The 20,128-nt window shown below is 69.3% G+C and carries 17 protein-coding genes; 7 read left to right on the top strand and 10 right to left on the bottom strand.

Annotated features, from left to right (window positions below):
* Positions 1-63: 63 nt before the first annotated feature.
* On the bottom strand, positions 64-2,223 hold the full coding sequence (locus BJQ95_RS13015; protein ID WP_130178936.1) for a S9 family peptidase: 2,160 nt from the start codon (positions 2,221-2,223) through the stop codon (positions 64-66).
* Between the two features lie 131 nt (positions 2,224-2,354).
* On the opposite strand from BJQ95_RS13015, the gene BJQ95_RS13010 reads away from it, so the two are divergent.
* The 3 genes from BJQ95_RS13010 (at position 2,355) to BJQ95_RS13000 (ending at position 6,416) form a co-directional block, all read left to right on the top strand.
* Positions 2,355-3,455 (top strand): hypothetical protein, encoded by a 1,101-nt coding sequence (locus tag BJQ95_RS13010; RefSeq protein WP_130178935.1) that lies wholly within the window; start codon positions 2,355-2,357, stop codon positions 3,453-3,455.
* A 469-nt stretch (positions 3,456-3,924) separates the two neighbouring features.
* Entirely contained in the window at positions 3,925-5,505 is a 1,581-nt protein-coding gene (locus BJQ95_RS13005) for an HNH endonuclease signature motif containing protein (RefSeq protein WP_256041378.1), read from the top strand.
* A gap of 98 nt (positions 5,506-5,603) precedes the next feature.
* A complete protein-coding gene (locus BJQ95_RS13000; RefSeq protein WP_205750224.1) occupies positions 5,604-6,416 on the top strand; it encodes an HAD-IA family hydrolase in 813 nt (270 codons plus the stop codon).
* Here the strand turns inward: BJQ95_RS13000 and BJQ95_RS12995 are convergent.
* Positions 6,400-6,996 carry a DUF2510 domain-containing protein gene (locus BJQ95_RS12995; protein WP_130178934.1) on the bottom strand — a complete coding sequence of 199 codons (597 nt, stop codon included), beginning with the start codon at positions 6,994-6,996 and terminating at the stop codon, positions 6,400-6,402. The two genes, BJQ95_RS13000 and BJQ95_RS12995, sit on opposite strands and share 17 nt — an antisense overlap.
* A 52-nt stretch (positions 6,997-7,048) precedes the next feature.
* Here BJQ95_RS12995 and BJQ95_RS12990 point away from each other — a divergent pair, with 52 nt between their 5' ends.
* Positions 7,049-8,755 (top strand): CYTH and CHAD domain-containing protein, encoded by a 1,707-nt coding sequence (locus tag BJQ95_RS12990; protein WP_130178933.1) that lies wholly within the window; start codon positions 7,049-7,051, stop codon positions 8,753-8,755.
* 10 nt (positions 8,756-8,765) lie between these two features.
* On the opposite strand, the gene BJQ95_RS12985 is transcribed toward BJQ95_RS12990, so the two are convergent.
* Entirely contained in the window at positions 8,766-9,197 is a 432-nt protein-coding gene (locus tag BJQ95_RS12985) for a MarR family winged helix-turn-helix transcriptional regulator (protein WP_240694900.1), read from the bottom strand.
* Between the two features lie 66 nt (positions 9,198-9,263).
* On the opposite strand from BJQ95_RS12985, the gene BJQ95_RS12980 reads away from it, so the two are divergent.
* Positions 9,264-10,073 carry a tryptophan-rich sensory protein gene (locus BJQ95_RS12980; protein ID WP_130178932.1) on the top strand — a complete coding sequence of 270 codons (810 nt, stop codon included), beginning with the start codon at positions 9,264-9,266 and terminating at the stop codon, positions 10,071-10,073.
* On the top strand, positions 10,070-11,671 hold the full coding sequence (locus tag BJQ95_RS12975) for an MFS transporter (protein WP_130178931.1): 1,602 nt from the start codon (positions 10,070-10,072) through the stop codon (positions 11,669-11,671). The genes BJQ95_RS12980 and BJQ95_RS12975 overlap by 4 nt, the downstream gene beginning before the upstream one ends.
* On the opposite strand, the gene BJQ95_RS12970 is transcribed toward BJQ95_RS12975, so the two are convergent.
* The 7 genes from BJQ95_RS12970 to BJQ95_RS12940 all read right to left on the bottom strand — a co-directional run bounded on the left by BJQ95_RS12970 (position 11,649) and on the right by BJQ95_RS12940 (position 18,833).
* The gene (locus BJQ95_RS12970) at positions 11,649-12,521 is read right to left on the bottom strand and encodes an FHA domain-containing protein (RefSeq protein WP_256041377.1); all 873 of its coding nucleotides are present in this window, start codon (positions 12,519-12,521) and stop codon (positions 11,649-11,651) included. The two genes, BJQ95_RS12975 and BJQ95_RS12970, sit on opposite strands and share 23 nt — an antisense overlap.
* Before the next feature lie 4 nt (positions 12,522-12,525).
* Positions 12,526-12,777, bottom strand: a complete 252-nt coding sequence (locus BJQ95_RS12965) for a hypothetical protein (protein WP_130176686.1) — start codon at positions 12,775-12,777, stop codon at positions 12,526-12,528.
* 157 nt (positions 12,778-12,934) lie between these two features.
* The gene (locus BJQ95_RS12960) at positions 12,935-13,213 is read right to left on the bottom strand and encodes an HPr family phosphocarrier protein (protein WP_110127836.1); all 279 of its coding nucleotides are present in this window, start codon (positions 13,211-13,213) and stop codon (positions 12,935-12,937) included.
* 96 nt (positions 13,214-13,309) lie between these two features.
* Positions 13,310-14,998, bottom strand: coding sequence for a phosphoenolpyruvate--protein phosphotransferase (ptsP, locus tag BJQ95_RS12955; RefSeq protein ID WP_130176685.1), 1,689 nt, complete (start codon positions 14,996-14,998; stop codon positions 13,310-13,312).
* 42 nt (positions 14,999-15,040) lie between these two features.
* Positions 15,041-17,080: a fructose-specific PTS transporter subunit EIIC gene (locus BJQ95_RS12950; RefSeq protein WP_130176684.1), complete on the bottom strand. Its 2,040-nt coding sequence runs from the start codon at positions 17,078-17,080 to the stop codon at positions 15,041-15,043.
* Positions 17,077-18,048 carry a 1-phosphofructokinase family hexose kinase gene (locus BJQ95_RS12945; protein ID WP_130176683.1) on the bottom strand — a complete coding sequence of 324 codons (972 nt, stop codon included), beginning with the start codon at positions 18,046-18,048 and terminating at the stop codon, positions 17,077-17,079. The genes BJQ95_RS12950 and BJQ95_RS12945 overlap by 4 nt, the downstream gene beginning before the upstream one ends.
* Positions 18,045-18,833 (bottom strand): DeoR/GlpR family DNA-binding transcription regulator, encoded by a 789-nt coding sequence (locus BJQ95_RS12940; protein WP_130176682.1) that lies wholly within the window; start codon positions 18,831-18,833, stop codon positions 18,045-18,047. Before BJQ95_RS12940 ends, BJQ95_RS12945 begins: the two co-directional genes overlap by 4 nt.
* A 521-nt stretch (positions 18,834-19,354) precedes the next feature.
* Between BJQ95_RS12940 and BJQ95_RS12935 the strand changes: the two genes are divergently transcribed.
* Complete coding sequence (locus BJQ95_RS12935; protein ID WP_130176681.1) at positions 19,355-20,125, top strand: DUF559 domain-containing protein; 771 nt, start codon at positions 19,355-19,357, stop codon at positions 20,123-20,125.
* Positions 20,126-20,128 lie beyond the last annotated feature (3 nt).

The following is a 20,128-nucleotide window of genomic DNA, read 5'->3' as shown; positions in this document are numbered from 1 at the left end:
TGCTCACTTTACCGGGTCGTGAACAACGGCGGCAGGGGAAGGCCGGCACGCTCGCCGGGCAGGCTAGGCGACGCCGCCATCCGCGCGGCTCAGGGACGCGTATTCGCCTTCACCCGACGGATGCGCGCCGGCCGCGTCGATCAGCCAGGCGTAGTCGAATGCCCGCTCGCGCCATCCGGCATAGCGGCCGGAGACCCCGCCGTGGCCGGCCGACATCTCGGTCTTCAGCAACGCATCCGCGCCCACTTCACGGAGCCTGGCCACCCACTTGGCCGGCTCCACGTAGAGCACCCGGGTGTCGTTGAGGCTGGTGACGGCGAGGATGCGCGGATAGTGCGTCTGGTGCACGTTCTCCAGCGGTGAGTACGACTTCATGTAGCTGTACACCTCGGCGTCGTGCAGCGGGTCGCCCCACTCGTCCCACTCGATCACGGTGAGCGGCAGGCTCGGGTCGAGGATCGAGGTGAGCGGGTCGACGAACGGCACCCCGGCGAGGATGCCCGCGAAGAGGGAGGGCGCCATGTTCGCCACCGCGCCCATCAGCAGGCCGCCGGCGCTGCGGCCCTCGGCCACGAGCCTGTCGGCCGAGGTGTAGCCGCAGTCGATGAGGTGCTCGGCGCAGGCGATGAAGTCGGTGAACGAGTTGCGCTTCTGGTGGGTCTTGCCGTTCTCGTACCAGAGCCGGCCGAGCTCGCCGCCGCCGCGCACGTGGGCGACCGCGAAGATCATGCCGCGGTCGAGCAGGCTGAGCCTGGAGATGCTGAACGACGGGTCGATGCTGATCTCGTAGGAGCCGTAGCCGTAGAGCAGGGTCGGCGCGGGCGTGCCGGGCTCGACGAGGTCGGTGCGATAGACGATCGAGATGGGCACCCTGGTGCCGTCGGCGGCCACGGCCCACTCGCGGCGCTGCTCGAACAGGGTCGGGTCATAGTGGCCGAGCACCGGCTGCTGCTTGAGCAGTCGTAGCTCGCCGGTGGCGACCACGTAGTCGTAAACCGTCGAGGGGGTCACGAAGCTCGTGTAGCCCAGGCGGATGGTGGGCTGGTCCCATTCCGGATTGCCGCCGGTGCCCACCGAGTACAGCTCCTCGTCGAAGGTGATTTCGGTGAGGCCGCCGCCGCGCCGGGTGGCGTAGGCCACCTGGGTCAGCCCGTCCTTGCGGTACTCGACCACCACGAAGTCCCGGAATGCGTCGACGCTTTCGAGGCGGATGCGCGCGTTGTGCGGCAGCACCACCCGGCCCTCGCTCTGCGGGTCGCCGGCCGGCACGCTGACCAGTTCGAAGTTTACGGCGTTGTGATTGTGCACGATCAGCAGGCGGTCCTCACCGTCGATGACGGCGTGCTCCACGTCGTACTCCACGTTGTCCCGGCGCGGCCAGACCACGGTGAACTCGCCGGTCGGGTCGTTGGCGTCGAGCAGGAAGGTCTCGCTGGTGACGCTGGAGCCGGCCTCGATCATGAGGTAGCGGTTGCTGCGCGAGCGGCCGACGCCCACCCAGAAACGTTCGTCGGGTTCGGTGAACACCGAGACGTCGGCAGCCTGGCTGCCCACCTCGTGCCGCCAGACGGTGTCCGGACGCCAGGCGTCGTCGACGGTCGTGTAGAAGACGTAGCGGCCGCTCGGGTCGAACAGGGCGCCGGCGCTGGTGTTCCGGATCTCGTCGGCGAGGTCCTCGCCGGTGGCGATGGTGCGCACCCGCACCGTGTAGCGCTCGTCACCCTCGAGGTCGACGGCGTACAGCAGCCGGGTGCCGTCGTCGCTCACGTCGAAACTGCCCAGGGAGTAAAAGTCGTGGCCGGCGGCTTCGGCGTTGTCGTCGAGCAGGACCTGCTCGCCGGGCAGGCCCGGAGCGACGGTGGCTGTGCCGGGCGCCGGTTCGATCACCGGGGGAGTCCAGTCGTCCGGGCCGGCAATGGGGGCGCGGCAGTGGATGCCGTACTCCATGCCCTCGACCGATCGCGTGTAATGCCACCACAGTCCCCGGCGCACCGGCACACTGAGGTCGGTCTCCTGGGTGCGGTCCTTGATCTCCTCGAAGATCTGCTCCTGCAGCAGTTCAAGGTGGCCGGTGCGGGCATCCGTGTAGGCGTTCTCGGCCGTGAGATGAGCCGTGACCTCCGGGGCATCCTTGTCGCGCAACCATTCGTAGTTGTCGATGTACACATCGTTGTGGTGGATGCGCCGCGTGGGCTTCTGGGCGGCGACGGGAGGAAGATTCATGCATTCAGCGTAACCATCTCGTCCGACCGTGTCCCCTGTGGCTCCGGCGGTGGCCGCGGGCGGGCGGTCTTCCCCTTCGGGGGGTGCTGTACAGCGGTGCCGAGACGTGCGTGAGGCTTAGGGTGTGGCGCATGGGGAGTATTCGACGGCTGGCCGGGGTGACGTTGTTGGTGCTGCTGACAGGCTGCGCCGCTGCGCCCGAGCCGTCGACATCGACATCGAGCGCTATCGTCGAGGCCGAGGTGGGCGACGAGATCGTGCTGCTCGACTGCGCCAGCGTGGTGCCGATGGCCGGAGCCGCCGAGATCCTGGGCGTTCCGGCGGCCGAGCTGGCGGCGCGGTCATCCGCGGACGTCACGACGGTCTCGGCGACGGTGACGGTTGGCGCCATGATGGCGTCGGAGTCGTTGCGTGCTGCCGGCCACTACACCTGCCGGTACGAGCTGGCCACGGGGGACGAGGGCGGCCCGGTGGTGTCGGTGTCGATGCTGCCCGACGCTGCCGCCGAGTTCAGGTCGGCACAGCCCGATTCCAACGACGGGCTGAACAACCTGGCGCCGGCTGATCTGGGGGATGAAGCGTTCGCTGCCTGCCTGGACGGCGAATGGCAGGGCTGCCGTGCCGAGGTGCTCGCTGGATCGACCTGGCTGTCGATCTCCGTCAGCACGCCCGAGCCCGATCACGAGGCCTTCCTGGCCTATGCCCGCACCGTGACCGACTCCGTGGCCTCCCTCACGTTGGCCCGGCCGGCCGGCCCCGCGCGACCCGACTGCGGATACCTGCTCAGCCCGCATGATCTGACGGTGTCTGCCGGGCTCGGCGACCCTGCCGGCGGTGACGTTCTCAACCTGGCCGAGTCGGGATCTTTGACGGTGGCCGCGGAGATCCGTGGCGGACTGGTGGACTGCGCATGGTCGGCCGACGGCGATGCCGGCTATAGCGGTGTCGTCCTCATGGTCCTTCCCGGCCGCGGCGGTTCCTGGTCTGCGATGCCACCCGGCGTTGCGGCCTCCACCGCGGAACTGGTCACTGTCGACCTCTCCGGGGAAAAGGGTGCGAGCCGGCCGGCATCCGGGGTGCAGGCGCTCGCCGGGTGCGGCGCCGGCGGCTGCCAGGTGACCCTGTTGGCGGGTGGCGTCTGGCTCACCGTGACGACCCCTCGGGCAGCCGACTCCGTCTCGGCCACGGCGCTCGCCGTTGCGGCCTACGCCCGCTACATCGACGCTGCCTAGATCCGCTGGTCGCGCCCGACAGGCCCCATCGCGCTGGTCGAGCCCGACAGGCCCCATCGCGCTGGTCGAGCCCGTCGAGACCTTGCGGGCCACCCAGGAGGTTAGAAAAAACACCGAAACTTTTTTGTGGACTATCTGACTTTTCCTCACATTTATCTTCGATTCGTGAGAGAATGGGGGTATGGACGACGAGCTGGTATCAGGCTCCACCGCACCGACGGGAACTCCTCCCGCCGGTTCGAATCTCTGTGACTGGAACACCGCTCTGGCTGCTCCGGCGCCGGCTGCCTCCGACTTTGCTGTTTCTGGCTTTGCTGTTTCCGGCTCCGCTGTTTCCGGCTCGGATGCCCACAGGCTAGGGGGTACCACTGACACGGCGATCGGCACCGCCAGTAGCCGCCCGGCCACGCCGCGTCGCGCCTCGGGTGAGGGGCGGCCGGAGTGGCGGGAGCCGGCCGATCTGCCCGGGGTGCAGCGTGCTCGTACCGGGGTGTTCGGTGAGAAGCTGCAGGCTCTGGAGGATGCGGCACGCACGGTGCGGGCGGTGATGGATTCGCTGGACGTGAATGCGTTGAGTGACGCCGAGGTGGTGGCGTTGACGCAGATGGTGGAGCGTGCCGGCCGGCCGGTGGATGCGGCCCGGGTCAGTACCGCGACGGTGGTGGGCTACCGGTCCCGGTCCGGGTTGGGCCGGGACTCGATGGCCTGGCGGTTGGGCGCGACCCACTCGAATGATTTGTTGATCCGGTTGACGGGCACGTCGGTGCCGGAGATGAAACGCCGGGTGCTCTTGGGCGAGAAGGTGGCCCCGCGGGTATTGGGCGGGGTGGTGTTGGAGCCGGTGTTCCCGTTCGTGGCCGCGGCCCTGGCCGCGGGCGAGCTCGGCATCGACGCGGCCGAGAATATCGTGACGGGCCTGTCCGACTACAAGGTGCACGGCCGCTTCGACGCGAACCAAGCCGACGTGGATGCCGGTGAGGCCGGTTTGGTCGAAAGCGCCACCGGGTCGGTCTTCGGCCGCACCCCCGGCCCCGCAGAAACCCGCCCGGACGCTGACAGCGGCGCCGACACCGACACGGACGCCGGCACCGGCACGGACGCCGGCACCGTCTTTACGGGTCCGATCGCCCGCCTGGGTGAATCGGCCGGGTTCACCTTCCCCGCCGACCGGATCCGGGAGATGACCCAGACCTGGCAGGCCGCACTGAACCCCGACGGCGCCGCACCCACCGAGGCTGTTCTCGAGGCGAAATCGACGCTCTCTTTCGGCAAGCTGACCCGGGGGTTGCACCCGCTGCGCGGCGGAGTGACGCCGGAGCTCAAGGGCATCATCCACACCCTCTTCGACAGCTTCCAATCCGCCCGCTCCGCCCCCGCGTTCCCCTCCGCCGAGGAGCAGCAGCGCATCGAGGCCGGCGAACTCGTGCCCGGCGAGATCCTGGACGAACGCACCGGCGGAGAAAAACGCGCCGACATCCTCCGCGGCATCCTGGTCCAGGTCGCCCAAGACCCCCGCACCCCGACCATGGGCGGCATGCCGCCCACGGTGATGGTGCACGTGAACGCGACCGACCTCCTCGCCGGCATCGGCGTGGGCTGGATCGACGGCATCGAGGGTCCGATCTCGATGAAGACCATCAACCAAATGATCGACAACGGCGGCTTCCAACCGATCTTCTTCGGCGGCACCGGCGCCGTGCTGGCCCTGGGCAACAAGGCTCGCTGCTTCACCCCGATGCAACGCAAAGCCATCACCGCCCGAGACGGCGGCTGCATCATCCCGGGCTGCACCTGCCCACCCCAATGGACCGAAGTCCACCACGTCGTGCCCTGGCAGAACGGCGGACCCACCAACGTCACCAACGGGGTCCTGCTCTGCTGGCGCCACCACCACGGCATCAACGACGCCGGAGGCTGGAAAATCCGCATGGTCTTGGGCATGCCCGAAGTCAAAGCACCACACTGGATCGACCCCACCGGCACCTGGCGCACACCACCCCAACACCGCGCCCACAACCCCACAACCCGAAAACCACCCCACACCGAATGACCCGAGCTGCGACGATTACCGCCGCGATGGGGGCTTCGTTAGGGTCGAAGAAGAGGCATCACAGCAACTCCGACGGTGCTTCGGAAGAAGGATCCAGAATGACGAACGCCGAATCCACCTCCGAGAACACCGCCCGCGCTGATATCGAGGCCGATCTCCAGCGAATTCTGCAGGCGGTTCCCGAGGCGGTTCCCGAAACTGGTCTTGAGGCGGTTCCCGAAAGTGGTCTCGAGGCGGCGCCCGAGAGCGTTGCGCACGCTGTTCTCGGCCGGGTTTTCCTGGGCGTGCTTTTCGACATGGACGGCACCCTGGTCGACTCGACCAAGGCCGTGAACCGGTCCTGGCAGCAGTGGGCAGACGAAATGGGCTTCGGCGCCCTGTTCTCCGGCATCCAGCACGGCCGCCCGGCCCGGGAGATGGTGGCCGACCTCGTCGCACCCGAGCTGGTCGAATCCTCCATCCTTCGTGTCAACCAGCTGGAGCTCGCTGACACCGCCGACATCAGCATCCTGCCCGGAGCCGCGGAGCTGATGAAGGCTCTGCCGGAAGGTCGCCGGGCGATCGTGACCTCGTGCGACAGCGCCCTGTGCCGCATCCGCCTCCACTCCGCCGGTTTCACCGCGCCCGCCACCGTCGTCACCATCGAGGACACGGTGAAGGGCAAGCCGGCCCCGGACCCGTTCCTGGAGGCAGCCGACCGGCTCGGCCTGGATGCCCGCCAGTGCGTGGTCATCGAAGACGCTCCCGCAGGCCTCGCAGCCGGCCGCGCGGCGGGCTGCGCAACCATCGGCGTTGTCGGCACCCACTCCGCCGACGAACTGGACGCCGACCTCGTCGTGCCCAGCCTCGACCGCCTCCGCATCGAGCTGCACGACCACGGCGTGGTGTTCTCGCTCACGCCCCAGTCATAAGCCCCCAGATCGCGGTCAGCGCCTCGATCACCGGGCCGACGGACGCGACCACTCCCAGCATCGACACGCCCACCCACACCCAGATGGGCGTGAGCCCACGACCGATGCGGCGCTGCACGATGATCGACCGGCCCACGACGTAGACCCCGGTCGAGAGAAACGCCCACGCCCAGTGGAACGGACGCGCGTACCCAGCCGCCAGCAGCGTCCGGCGATCGGCGTAGGCCAGGGTGATCGTCGTGCCATAAATGAGGAAGCTCAGCAGATTGCGCAGCATCGTCGACGGATCGAAAGCCTGCATCTGCCCGGACGCCTGTGCGTCGAAGACCGACGCGAGCGAACCGGCGGGGATCAGCAGGATACCCACCGTCGACAGCAACGGCAGGAACACGATGACCCAGAGTGGCACCGTGTAGACGACGGTGCCGGCCGCCAACGGCTGCTGCACGGGCGGCCCCAACTCGGCCGGGCCCATCACGGCAGAGGTCCACTGGGTGCCGTCCCACCAGCGCAAACCGGGCCCTCCCTGCGGATCGGCGTGCCAACGTGGTTCCCCGAGTTCTGGCTTTGTAGCGGTCATGATCTCCCCTCAGATGTTTCTCCTGACCCGTCCAAGGTAGTAGACAGGACACATGACAGGGCAAGAGCAGACCGAGATCGAGCGCAAGTACGACATCGCGGGACTCCAGCGCGTTCCGTCCCTCCAGGGGATTGACGGCATCAGTGCCGAGACGGCGGGGGAGCCGTTCATTCTCTCGGCCGTCTACTACGACACCGACGATCACGCCCTGGCGCGCCACCGCATCGTCCTGCGCCGTCGTGAGGGTGGCGGTGACGCCGGCTGGCACCTCAAGACCCCGGCCGACGAGGGCCGCACCGAGGTGCACTGGCCACTCGATGTCGGCGGTGCCGACTCCGCGGAGGGCGAACCGGTCCCCGCCGATGTGCTCGAACCGGTGCGCGCTATCGTGCGCGACAGCCCGCTGACCCCGCTGGCCCGGATCAGCACCGTGCGAACCGCGGTGCGGCTTTCCGGCACCGACGGCCAGGCCCTCGCCGAGATCGCCGACGACCTCGTCTCCGCCTCCGACGCGCGCGGCGGAACTTACCGCAAGTGGCGGGAATGGGAGGCCGAACTGTTGGGCGGTGCCCCCGACACCCGCAAGAAGCGCACCAGACTGCTCGACGCCATCGAACAGGAGCTGCTCGCCGCCGGAGCGACCCCCTCGACGAGTGTGGCCAAGATCGCCCGCGCCGTCGGCGTTCGGTCCCTGGCCGAGCTCAGTGCCGCCGAGGTGCTGCCCGGCCTGCTCCCGGCCGCGGCCCTGCAAAACCCCGACTCGGCCGGAGCCATCGTCGTGGGCGCACTCCGCGAGCTGACCGCCACCCTCATCGCCAAGGACCCGCTGGCGCGAGCGGATGCCCCGGATGCCGTGCACCAGATGCGCACCACCGTGCGCCGCCTGCGCAGCGTCCTCGCGGTCTATGCCCGGCTGTTCGAGAAGTCGGCCGTGACCGAACTCCGCCTCGAACTGGGGCGCCTCGGCGTCGAACTGGGCGGAGTCCGCGATGCCGAGGTGCGCGGCGCCCGGCTGGCCGGTGAACTCGCCGGCGTCGCCGACTATCCCACCGACTACCCCGCCGACGACGCACGGACCCGGCTCGTCGGCGGAGCGCGCCGGGACCACGCGGAAAGCCTCATAGCGGTCCGCAGCTACCTCCTGAGCCCGCGCTACTACCGGCTGCTGGACTCGCTCGAGCGCTTCGTGGCCTGGCCGCCGCTCACCAGCAGGGCCGAGCGGCCCGCCGCCGCCGAGATCGCCCGCAACCTCGACAAGGCCGTCGGTGTCCTCGCGCGCCGCACCAGCGCCGTGACCGACGCGGATGCCCCGGAGCCGGCGCTGCACGAGGTTCGAAAGGCAGCCCGCCGGCTGCGCTACGCAGCCGACGCGGTCGCAGCGGCCCAGCCCGCGGCCGGCGGACCGGGGACAGAACCCGCCACGATGCCCACCACAACACCCGCCAAGAAGGCAGCCAGGAAGAAAGCCGCCAAGCGCGCCGAGGCCGCCGCCCGGTTCGCCAAGCACCGCCGCGGCTACGCTCGCCTCGCCCAGGTGGCGAAGCCACTGGTGAAGCGGCTCGGCGACCGGCATGACGGACTGCTCTACATCGAGGAACTCGACCGGGCCGCGCAGGCGGCACACGAGGGCGGCGAGAACACTCTGGTCTACGGCCTGCTCGTGGCCCGCGCCGAACGCCTGGACGAGACCGTGCCCGTGGCTCTGGGCGAAGCCGAGCGAGCGGTGCGCGCGCTCAAACGGCTCATCCTTGATCTCTGAGCCCTGGCGGCTACCAGCGTTTGGCCGAGGACGCCGTGATGATCTGCAGCAGGGCCGAGCGCAGCTCTTCGGCGTTCTCGAGCGGGGGGAAAACGTCGGCCTCAAGGGTGCGGGCCTGCTGCCAGGCGGCGGTGCCGGCATCCGTGCGGGTGACCAGGTGGCGCCGGGCGTCCCGGTCATCGCGGATTCTGGCCACCAGGCCCTCCCGCTGAAGGCGGTCCAGGGTGCGTGACATGGTCTGCGTCTGCACCCGGGCCTGCCGGGCCAGCTCGGTCTGACTCTGTGCGCCGGGGCCGAGCAGGTGGAGCACGATCAGCCCGGCGTGGGTGAGGCCGAGGGAGTCCAGTGCGTCCACCCATGCGTGCTCCACCAGCCGGGCCGCTGTCGAGAGCAGCCGGCCGTTCGGCCACTGAGACATGGCGTCGGAATCGGGAGTGGTCACCCTCTCAATGTACTGCTAGCGTGGTTTAGTCAGCTAGCTGATCAATACCCCGACGAAGGAGAACCCATGATCACGTCCAAAGACCTGGCCCGCCAGATCGTTGTGCTGCTCTCCGCGATCCTCGGCCTCGTCGGCGCTTTCATCGGCTCCGGCGCCGCCGGCGGTAACGCCGTCGAGACCGCTTCGGGAGGCGCCCTCGCCGCGGATGCCACCCCGATCGCTCCCGGTGGGCCGGCCTTCAGTATCTGGACGCCGATCTACGCGGGCCTGGTGCTCTACGCCATCTGGCAGTTGCTGCCCAAGCAGAAGTCCGACCCCCGCCAGCGCCGGCTCGGTTATCCCATCGCGGCCTCGCTCCTGCTGAACGCCGCCTGGATCCTCTGCGTGCAGTATGACCTGCTCTGGCTGACCGTGCCGGTCATCGTCGTGCTCCTGGCCGTGCTGGTCTGGACCTTCCTCATCATCCTGGGCAGCCGGCCCCGCACCCTGGTGGAAACCGTCCTCGTGGACGGCACCGTGGGGCTCTACCTCGGCTGGGTGTGCGTGGCCACCGCCGCCAACATCACGGCTGTTCTCGTGGATGCCGGCTTCGACGGATTAGGCCTGGCCGCCGACGTCTGGAGCGTAGTGATCATCGCCGTCGCCGGACTCGTCGGCGTGCTCATCGCCGTGGCCGGCCAGGGTCGGCTCACGCCGACCATCGCGCTCTGCTGGGGCCTGTCGTGGGTGGCCGTCGCCCGCCTCACCGGAGACCTGCTCTCCACCCCCACGGCAGCCGCGGCCATCGTGGCCGTCGTCGTGGTCGTCGCCGTCACCGTCGTCCTCCGTATCCGGGCGCCGCGCCGGCAGAACACTTCGGTACTGGTCAACGCATGACCGGGGCACGCCGGCGCTGGTTCGGCCTGGTCTTCATCAGCATCGCCGTCGCCCTGATCATCGTCGACTCCACCATCGTCAACGTCGCCATCCCCTCGATCATCGACGACCTCGACATCACCTCCACCCAGGTGCAGTGGGTGCAGGAGAGTTACACCCTGGTCTTCGCCGCGTTGCTGCTGGTCTTCGGCACCCTGGCCGATCGGTACGGCCGCCGGCGCATCCTGCTCACCGGTGTGGTGATCTTCGCCGTGGCGTCGGTGCTCGCCGCCTTCGCGCAGACCGGCGATCTGCTCATCGCCGCCCGGCTCGTGCAGGGTATCGGCGGCGCCATGGTGCTGCCCACCACCCTGTCGCTGATCAACGCCACCTTCCGCGGCCGGGACCGCGGCATCGCCTTCGCCATCTGGGGCTCCACCATCGGCGGTATGGTCGCCGTCGGTCCGCTGCTGGGCGGCTGGCTGACCACCTACTTCTCCTGGCGGTGGGCGTTCGGCATCAACGTGCCGTTGGGCCTGGTCATCATCGTCGGCGTGCTCATCTTCGTCTCCGAGTCCAAGGATGCCGGCGAGCCCCGCCGCATCGACGTGGTCGGCGCTGTACTGTCGGTCATCACCAGCGCCACGCTGGTGTTCGGCCTGATCGAGGGCCGCACCTACGGCTGGTGGCTCACCAAGACCGCCCCGACCCTCGGCGACTGGACCTATTCGTTCGAGCTGTCGATCATCCCGGTCGCGTTCGCCATCACCCTGATCTCGGGGACAGGGTTCGTCTGGTGGGGCCTGCACCGGCAACGCCAGGGCAAGTCCACCCTGTTGGCGTTCTCGCTGTTCCGGATCCCGTCGTTCCGCAACGGCAACATCGCCGCCCTGATCGTGTCTCTCGGCGAGTTCGGCATCATCCTCTCGCTGCCGCTCTGGCTGCAGAACGTGCTCGGCTACGACGCCCTGCAGACCGGGTTCGTGCTGCTGGCCCTGGCCATCGGCTCATTCGTGGCCAGCGGCGTCGCCGGCGCGTTCGGCAACACGGTGACCCCGCTGACCATCGTGCGGGTGGGCATCGTGGCGGAGATCGTCGGCGTCGCCGGCCTGGGCACCATGATCACGGTGGATGCGACCTGGGTGTCGATCGTGCCGTTCCTCTTCGTCTACGGCCTGGGTGTCGGCCTCGCCACGGCCCAGCTCACCGGTGTGGTGCTCGGCGACGTGCCCATCGATCAGAGCGGCCAGGGCTCCGGCACCTCGAGCACGGCCAGGCAGATCGGCTCGGCGCTCGGCATCGCGGTGCTCGGCACGGTGCTGTTCACCTCGGTGGGGCTCTCCCTGGACGCAAAGCTCGCCGAACTGGATATTCCGGCGGCCACCAGCACTCAGATCGTCGATGCCGTCGTGGACAGCGCCGGCGCTGTCATCCCCTCGCTCGACGCCCAGAGCCCCGCGGTGGCGGAAGCCGCCAGGGAGGCCTTCACCGAGGGAACCAGGTACTCGGCCTACGCGGCCGCCGGCTTCCTGGTTGTCGGCCTCCTCGCGACCCTGCGGCTCACCGCGCGTCCCGTCGAGTACGAGAAGGAACCGGTCAGGACGACGGCCGCCGGCTAACTCCCGTTCTGCTCGGCTGCGGTTTCTGCACCGACAGTTCGCCGCCCAGCCGGCCGCCGAACGGGCGGCCGTGGTCGGCGTACTCCTCGCGGAAGAAGCCCATTCGCCACGGACCCATCTCGAGGCGGGCACCGGTGCGCAGGATCAGGCCGGTTGAGGGCGCATCCGTTTTGGCGCCCCCGCCGACCGGGCCGTGGGCGATGAGCAGATACTCATCGTTCTCGTCGTGCCGGATCTCGGCATGCAATCCCGACAACCCGTCCAGGCGCAGGTCGGCGTCCGCGTCGCTGCCGATGCGGGTCACGCCGGGCAACAGGTCGAATTCGCGCGGTGGTCGGCCGTTCCAGTTCTCCGAGCCCACCACGAAGATCAGGCGCGGCCGCCCGGCCCCCGGCGCGTAGTGGGTGGTCGTGACGCGCCGCCGGATGCGCCTGGCCAGGGTGGGCACCAGCGGGAAGGGGGTGGGCGGCGGTGCCGGCACCGCCCGCCCGGCAGCGTCCGGCTGGCGCCAGCGCCGCACCAGCTGGGTCACCGCTGAGGCGCTGCCGAGCATGAGGTGCGGCGACTTCGTGACCAGGCGCTGGGCCAGCGGGGCCTGAACGGCGCCCATCCGGGCGATCACGCCGTCCGGCCCGCTCACCGACACCACGAGGCCGCGCTCGGCCAGATCGGCCGCTACCGTGCGCAGGGCCGGTAAAGACGACATCCGCGCACGCACAAAACGCTCGGGATCGCTGAGGAACACGTCGATGTCCAACCCGTCCGCACGGATCGTGCCATGCACACCGGGCGGTGGCTCGCCCGCCGGTTCGATCGTGAAAGCCAGATCGATGTCGAGGTGCGTGCCCATGGCCTTAGTCGGCCGGCTTCTCGCTGGTGGTCACCCGCACCGTGCCGTTGAGCTTCCAGGTCGCCCGGGGCGCATCCGGCCCGATGTCGCGGGGAACCTCGACGGTCATGTCGATGAAGCTGTAGTCGATCACGGCACTCTTGCCGGTGAGATACGACCACATCTCCTTGCCCAGGTCGGTCCAGTCCTGGATGCTGTGCGCGTCCGGTCCGGAGGCCGGAACGGATTCGACGGAATCATTCTGCAGATCGGTCATGAGATAGTCCTATTCGCTCGTCGTTGAGGATAGGGCCACCATAGCGGGGCAGGGCGCGGCGGAACTGGGGATCTGCTGGACTCTGTGGGACCCGGCCCCGCACACAAAAACAGCCCGCTCGCCAGTGGCGAGCGAGCTGTCGGGTGCGACGCGGGAGTTACTCGGCGTCGAGGTCGGTCTCGAGGATCTTGACGAGGCTTTCGAGGGCCTCATCCGCTCCGTCGCCCTCTGCGCGCAGCACGACGACCTGGCCGTTTGCGGCACCCAGGCTCATGAGCGACAGGATGCTCGACGCGTCCATGGCGTCGTCGGCCGGGTCGCCCTCGAGGGCGATGGTGACCTCGACCGGCAGGGCACCGACGGCCTCAGCGAAGATCGCTGCGGGGCGGGCGTGCAGGCCAACGCGGCTGGCGATGGTGGCGGTACGTTCTGACATGGTTCCTCCTGAAACTGTACGGATTACAACTGTATTGCCCGCACGATGTGCGCACGCCCTGAGACGGGAGCACGTCGCACGGATCATGCCTGGGGCTTAGAGCCCCAGTTCGTCGAGAACGGGCAGCTCGGCGCGCACCCGGGAGCGTGCCTCGAGAGCGCTCGGCGCGGCCAGGGCGATGCCGGCGAGGCGTTGGGCCTCGGGCAGGGTCACCTTCGCCAGCACGGCCGCGACGGCCGCGAGGGCCCTGGCGGTCATCGAGAGGGTGTTCACGCCGAGACCCACCAGCACCACGGCCAGGGCCGGGTCGGCCGCGGCCTCACCGCAGACACCGACGGGCTTGTTGTTGCCCTCGGCGACGGAACCGGCCACGGTGAGCTGGATCAGCTTGAGCACGGCGGGCTGCCACGGCGTGTTCAGCGCGGCGAGCGGGCCGAGCTGGCGGTCGGCCGCCATGGCGTACTGGGTGAGGTCGTTGGTGCCCAGGCTCGCGAACTTCACCTCGCCCAGGATGGTCTCGGCCGTCAGTGCGGCGGAGGGAACCTCGACCATGACACCAGGCGTCTTCAGGCCGGCCTCGCCGCACAGACGTGCGAAATCGGCGGCCTCTTCGGCGGTGGAGATCATCGGGGCCATGACCCAGACATCCGCTTCGGTGCCCTCGACGGCGGTGGCGATGGCGGCCAGCTGGCGCCCCAGCACACCGGGGGAGGTGAAGTCGGTGCGGTAACCGCGCACGCCGAGGGCCGGGTTGGGCTCTGACGCGTCGGTGAGGAACGGGAGGGGCTTGTCGGCGCCGGCGTCGAGCGTGCGCACGACGACCTTCTTGCCGGGGAACGCGTCGAAGACACCGCGGTACGCGGTGACCTGTTCGTCCTGGGTGGGTTCTTCGTCGCGGTCGAGGAAGCAGAACTCGGTGCGGAGCAGGCCGACACCCTGGGCGCCGGCTGCGGCGGCCTTGACGGCATCCGCGGCGCCGCCCACGTTCGCCAGCAACGGCACGAGGTGGCCGTCGGCGGTTACGCCCTCGCCGGCGAACACCGCGAGGGTGGCCGCGTTGGCGGCCCAGGCCTTGGCCGCGGCGACCTGGTCGGCGTCGGGGTCGACGGTGATGCTGCCGGCCGCGCCGTCCACGTAGACGGCGGAGCCATCCGCGATGGACTCGACGCCCACGGCGGCGACGACGGCCGGCAGGCCGAGCGCGCGCGCGATGATGGCGGTGTGCGACTGCGGTCCGCCACCGGAGGTCACCAGCGCCAACACGACGGCCGGGTTCAGCGTGGCCGTGTCGGCCGGCGCCAGGTCGTCGGCGACGAGGATGAACGGTTCGTCGGAGGCGGGAATGCCCGGTGCGGGCACCCCACGCAGCTCCGCGACGATCCGGGCACGCACGTCGAGGACGTCCGTGGCCCGCTCGGCCATGTAGCCGCCGAGGTTGTGCAGCATTTCGGCCACGGATGCCGCGGACTCCCAGATTGCCCGCTCAGCGGAGGTGCCGTTGTTGGTTATCAACTTGACGGCGCCCTTGATGAGCATGGGGTCCGCGGCCATCAGTGCGGTGGCCTCCAAAACCGACTTGCCCGCCCCGGTGGCGCTGACCGAGCGCTGCTTGAGCTCGGCCTGCACCGCCTTCGCGGCTGCGCGCAGGGTGACGGCGGCATCCTCTGCCGTCGTCGACGAGGCCAGCTTCTCTCCTGCTGGCGGCTCGCTCACGGCCTTGGGCATCTGCCGAACGGATCCGATGATCCGCCCGGGGCTGACCCCTACTCCTGTGAAACTCTGCACGGAACTTCCTCTATTCTTCGGCGTTAATGGTGCCCACTAATGTTAGGCGGTCACCAGGGTGTTGTTTTGCTGGATCGACTCCACCTTCGGGGTCTTACGGACGTAGCGCTTGAGCGCGATTACTGCTACAGCCGAGATGACGGTACCGATCAGGATTGCCAGGATGAAGCCCAGAACGTTCTCAATGGCGAAGAAGACGAAGATTCCGCCGTGCGGAGCCTTCGACGTGACACCCCAGGCCATGGTCAGCGCACCGGTGGTGGCCGCGCCGAGCATGCTGGCGGGGATCACACGGAGCGGGTCGGCCGCGGCGAACGGGATGGCGCCTTCGGAGATGAACGAGGCACCGAGCAGCCAGGCCGCCTTGCCGTTTTCGCGTTCGACCGGGGTGAACAGCTTGCGGTCGAGCACCGTGGCCAGGGCCATGGCGAGCGGCGGAACCATACCGGCGGCCATGACCGCGGCCATGATCTGCCACGGCGCCTGGTTGGCCAGCGTTGCGGCACCGAGGCCGGCGACGGCGAAGGAGTAGGCCACCTTGTTGACCGGGCCGCCGAGGTCGAAGGCCATCATGAGGCCGAGGATCAGGCCGAGGATGACAACCGATGCGCCGGTCATGCCGTTCAGCCAGTCGCTGAGGGCCACGGTGAGCCAGGCGATCGGTCCGCCGAGCACCAGGAACATCAGCCCGGAGGCGAAGATCGACGCCAGCAGCGGGATGATCACAACCGGCACCAGGCTGCGCAGCCAGCGCGGAACGCTGAACGAGCCGATCCAGGCTGCGGCGAGTCCGGCGAGCAGACCACCGACGATACCGCCGAGGAAGCCGGCACCCATGAAGCCTGAGACCGCACCGGCGACGAAGCCGGGGGCGATACCGGGCCGGTCGGCGATGCCGTAGGCGATGTAACCGGCCAGGGCCGGAACCAGGAAGCCCATCGACAGAGCGCCGATCTTGAACAGCACGGCACCCAGGTAGATGAGCATGCCGCCCTCAGGAAGGTTCCAGAGGCTGTTCTGCAGCACGACGGTGTCGGCGACCTCGGTGATCTGGTAGCCACCGAGCAGGAAGCCCAGCGCGATGAGCAGGCCTCCACCGGCGACGAACGGGATCATGTAACTCACGCCGGTGAGCAGGGCGCGCTTGACCTTCTGGCCCAGGTGCTCGTTCCCGGAGACCGAGTCGGACTCGGCCGCCGCTCCACCGCTGACGCGGCGGGCGTTCGGGTTATCCACGGCGGCGAGGGCCTCCTGGATCATCTTCTGGGGCTCGTCGATGCCGCGTTTGACCGGCGCCTGGATGACGGGCTTGCCGGCGAACCGGGCCTTGTCACGCACGTCGACGTCGACGGCGAGGATCACGGCGTCAGCGGCGTTGATGACGGAGGCGGCCAGCGGGGTCGCTCCGGCTGAGCCCTGGGTCTCGACCTGCAGGTCGATGCCCATCTCCTTGGCGGCCGCGACGAGCGCATCCGCTGCCATGTAGGTGTGCGCGATGCCGGTGGGGCAGGCGGTGACGGCGACCAGGCGGCGTGCCCCGGTGGCCGGGGTGCCCTCGGTGCCGGCGCCGGTGGGGGCTGCGGTGGCACGCGTGGCGGCCGGGCCGGAGTGCGCTCCGGCGGTGGCGGTGACCGGGGCGACGATGTCGGTGACCAGGGTCACGATCTCTTCGGGGGTCTTGGCGGCGCGGAGGGCCGTGGTGAAGTCGGACTTCATCAGCGACCGGGCCAGCTTGGACAGGATCTTCAGGTGGTCCTGGTCTGCGCCTTCGGGGGCGGCGATCATGAAGATCAGGTCGGCGGGACCGTCTGCGGAGCCGAAGTCGACGGGCTGGGAGAGGCGGGCGACGGCCAGCGTCGGCTCCGTGACCGCCGACGAGCGGCAGTGGGGGATCGCGAGTCCACCGGGGATTCCGGTGGAGGTCTTCGCCTCGCGGGCGAGGGCGTCGGCGTAGAGGCCGTCGATCTCGGTGGCCCGGCCGGCTCCGACGACGAGCTCGGCGAGGTGCCGGATCACTGTCGCGGGCTCGGCACCGAGGTTTTGGTCCAAAGCAACGAGCTCTGGGGTAATCAGTGCGCTCACTGGTCATCCTCCTTTGGATGTGTAGCAAATGCCGTCACTGTGACGGCGCTGGGGTCGGTTTGGGTCACGGCCGGCACTGTTGAGCCGGGCAGGGAAGCGGCAGCGGCGCCGTGGGCGACGGCCTGACGCAGGCAGTCCGGGGCGGATGCTCCGGCCAGGTCGCTGAGCAGGAACCCTGCCAGCGAAGAATCTCCGGCGCCGACGGTGGAGACCGCCGCGATCGGGGGACGAGTGGCGAGCCAGTAGCCGTCGGCGGTGACCAGCAGGGCGCCCCTAGAGCCGAGGGTGGCCAGCACGGCGCCGACTCCGGCGGTGATCAGGGTCTGGCTCGCGCGGGCGGCGAGGTGCGGGTCGGCTTCGAGGCTCTCCGGGTCGGAGATGCCGGTGAGCTCGGCGAGTTCGTCGGCGTTGGGCTTGAGCAGGTCGGGGCCGGCACTGATGGCCGCGGCCAGGGGGGCACCTGAGGAGTCGATGGCCACCTTGGGGGCGTCGGCCCCGAACCGGGTCTTGAGCGCCCGGGTGAGGTCGGCGTAGAAGGTGTCCGGCACTCCGGGCGGAAGCGAGCCGGCCAGCACCAGCCAGGCGGCGCCGGCGGCCTTCTCCAGGACCAGTTCCACCAGGGCGGCCTGCTGGTCGGTGCTGAGCGCCGGTCCGGGCTCGTTCACCTTGGTGGTGGTGCCGTCGGGTTCGGTGATGGCGATGTTGCTGCGCAGGGTCGCGTTGATCGGCAGGCCGAGGTGCGGGATGCCCTGGGCGGTGAGCGCGACAAGCACCGGGTCCTCGGCGTCGCCGGGCAGGATCGCCAGGCTCTGCACGCCGGAGGCCGCCAGGGCCCGGCAGATGTTGACGCCCTTGCCGCCGGGTTCCTGGTGGGCGTCCAGCGCGCGCTGCACGTCGCCGCGGGCCAGCGGGCCGCCGAGCTCGATGGTGCGGTCGAGGCTGGGGTTGGGGGTGAGTGTGACGATCATGCGATTACGACCTCGACATCCGCCGCGGCCAGGGCCTCGGCAAGTTTGGGGGAAGGGGGAGCATCGGTGATGAGCGCGTCGATGTCACTCAGAGCAGCGAACCTGACCAGGGTTTCCTGGTCGAGCTTGGAGGAGTCGGCCAGGGCGACGACGCGGCGGGCCGACCGCACGATCGCGGTCTTCACGGCGGCCTCGACCGAGTCGGGGGTACTGAAGCCGAACTCGGCGGCCACGCCGTTTGCGCCGACGAAGGCGATGTCGGGGCGCATCGCGTCGAGCATCTGCGTGGTGCGGGTGCCCACGATGGCCCGGGTGAGGCCGCGCACCCGGCCGCCGAGGATCTGCAGCGAGATGGCCTCGTTGGCGGCCAGCTTGTAGGCGATGGGCAGGGCGTTGGTGATCACCAGGAGCTGGTCGCCGGTCTTGGCGGGCGACCAGTCGAGCAGGCGGTCGGCCAGCAGCTCGGTGGTGGTGCCGGAGTCCAGGATGATCGACCCGGTGGTGCTCGCGGGGATCATGGCCAGGGCGGCATCGGCGATGCGGGCCTTCTCGTCGTGGCGCTGGCTCTGCCGTTCCTCGAGGCTCGGCTCCGTCATGCTCAGCCGGTCGATGGCCACGGCGCCGCCGTGCACCCGGCGCAGGTGCCGGCTCAGCTCGAGGGCGGAGAGGTCGCGGCGCACGGTCTCCGGGGTGATGTCGAAGCGTGCGGCGAGTTCGTTGACGGTCACGCGGCTCAAGTCGGAGACCAGTTCGGCGATCATCGATTGACGCTCTTCGGCGAACATCGGGCCTCCTCGACAGTGAGAACTCTGGGGTGTACGTCGATCGGGGGACCGGCGCAAAAAGTTGGTATGGGCTGACTTTAGACCCGTTTGTTTTTGTTTGTCAACATAAACACAGACAAACAAAGATTCCTGGACGCTGGTCGGATGTTTCTAGGGTGTTCGTGGCGACTGCCCCACGTGTTCGCACCACTGACACTCTCGTTTCGGGACTTCGCAGGGTTGAGCGGCGCCATGAAGGTGCTTTCTTCCGAAACGAAGCCCAGCCAGCAACTCCTTGTGGAGAACTGCAGCGGGGACCCGGCGTTGTGGGGCACCCTCGACCGGTGACCGCGCGCATCCCTCTCCCCGACGGATGGGCCGACCGCCCGTTTCGGGTCGGTGATGCCTTCGATGCCGGGGTGGGGCGATCGAGGTTGCAGAGCAGCGACCTCGATCGGCCTTTCTGGGGCATCCGTACCCCGGCGCGGCGGCCCACCGATGGTCCGAGTGGCGGTGTGGCGTTTGGGAGGGGACGTGGCCCGGTGCGCCGCACGGAGTTGGAGGCACTCTGCCGGTCGCTCCTGGTTCGGCTGAAGCGCGAGGCATTCTTCACGCACACCACCGCGGCGTTGCTGCTCGGCCTGCCCGTGCCGACCCGGCTTGCGCAGCTGCGCCCAGTACACGTTGGTATTCCTGCGCCTGCCTCCGCGATGGCGGCACGCGACATCCTCGGCCATAGCCTGCGAATCTGCCCCGACGACCTCGTCGACCGGGGCCCACTGCGGCTCACCGGCCCGGCGCGCACCTGGCTCGACCTGGCCGCGTTGCTCACAGTAGGCGAGCTGGTGGCAGTCGGCGACTACCTCCTCTACTGGCGGTCCCCGATCCTCACGCAGGGCGAGCTCGCCGACGCCCTCGAGAAGCACCCGAGCAGCACCGGGCTCACGCGCGCCCGAACCGCCCTCCCGCTGCTCCGCACCCGCTCGGAATCACCGCGGGAATCAATGCTCCGGGTGACCATCGTGCTCGGCGGGCTGCCCGAACCCGAGTGCAACGACAACGTTTTCGACGAGCAGGGACGGTTCCTGGCCAGGGGAGACCTCGTCTACCCCGCATACAAGCTCCTTCTCGAATACCAGGGCGACCAGCACCGCACCGATCGAGCCCAGTGGCGCTCGGACATCCGCCGTGTCGGCCGGCTCGAAGACCACGGCTGGCAGGTGCTGCAGTTCACCGACGACGACCTGCAGGACCCGACGGCGCTCCTGGCGCGGATCAGGCTCAGGTTGCGGGCCAGAGGAGCCGCCCTGTGACAG

Origin of the sequence: Cryobacterium sp. SO1 (assembly GCF_004210215.2) — a bacterium.
In the GTDB taxonomy this organism is placed as follows: domain Bacteria; phylum Actinomycetota; class Actinomycetes; order Actinomycetales; family Microbacteriaceae; genus Cryobacterium.
This window is presented reverse-complemented; position numbering and strand designations above follow the sequence as displayed.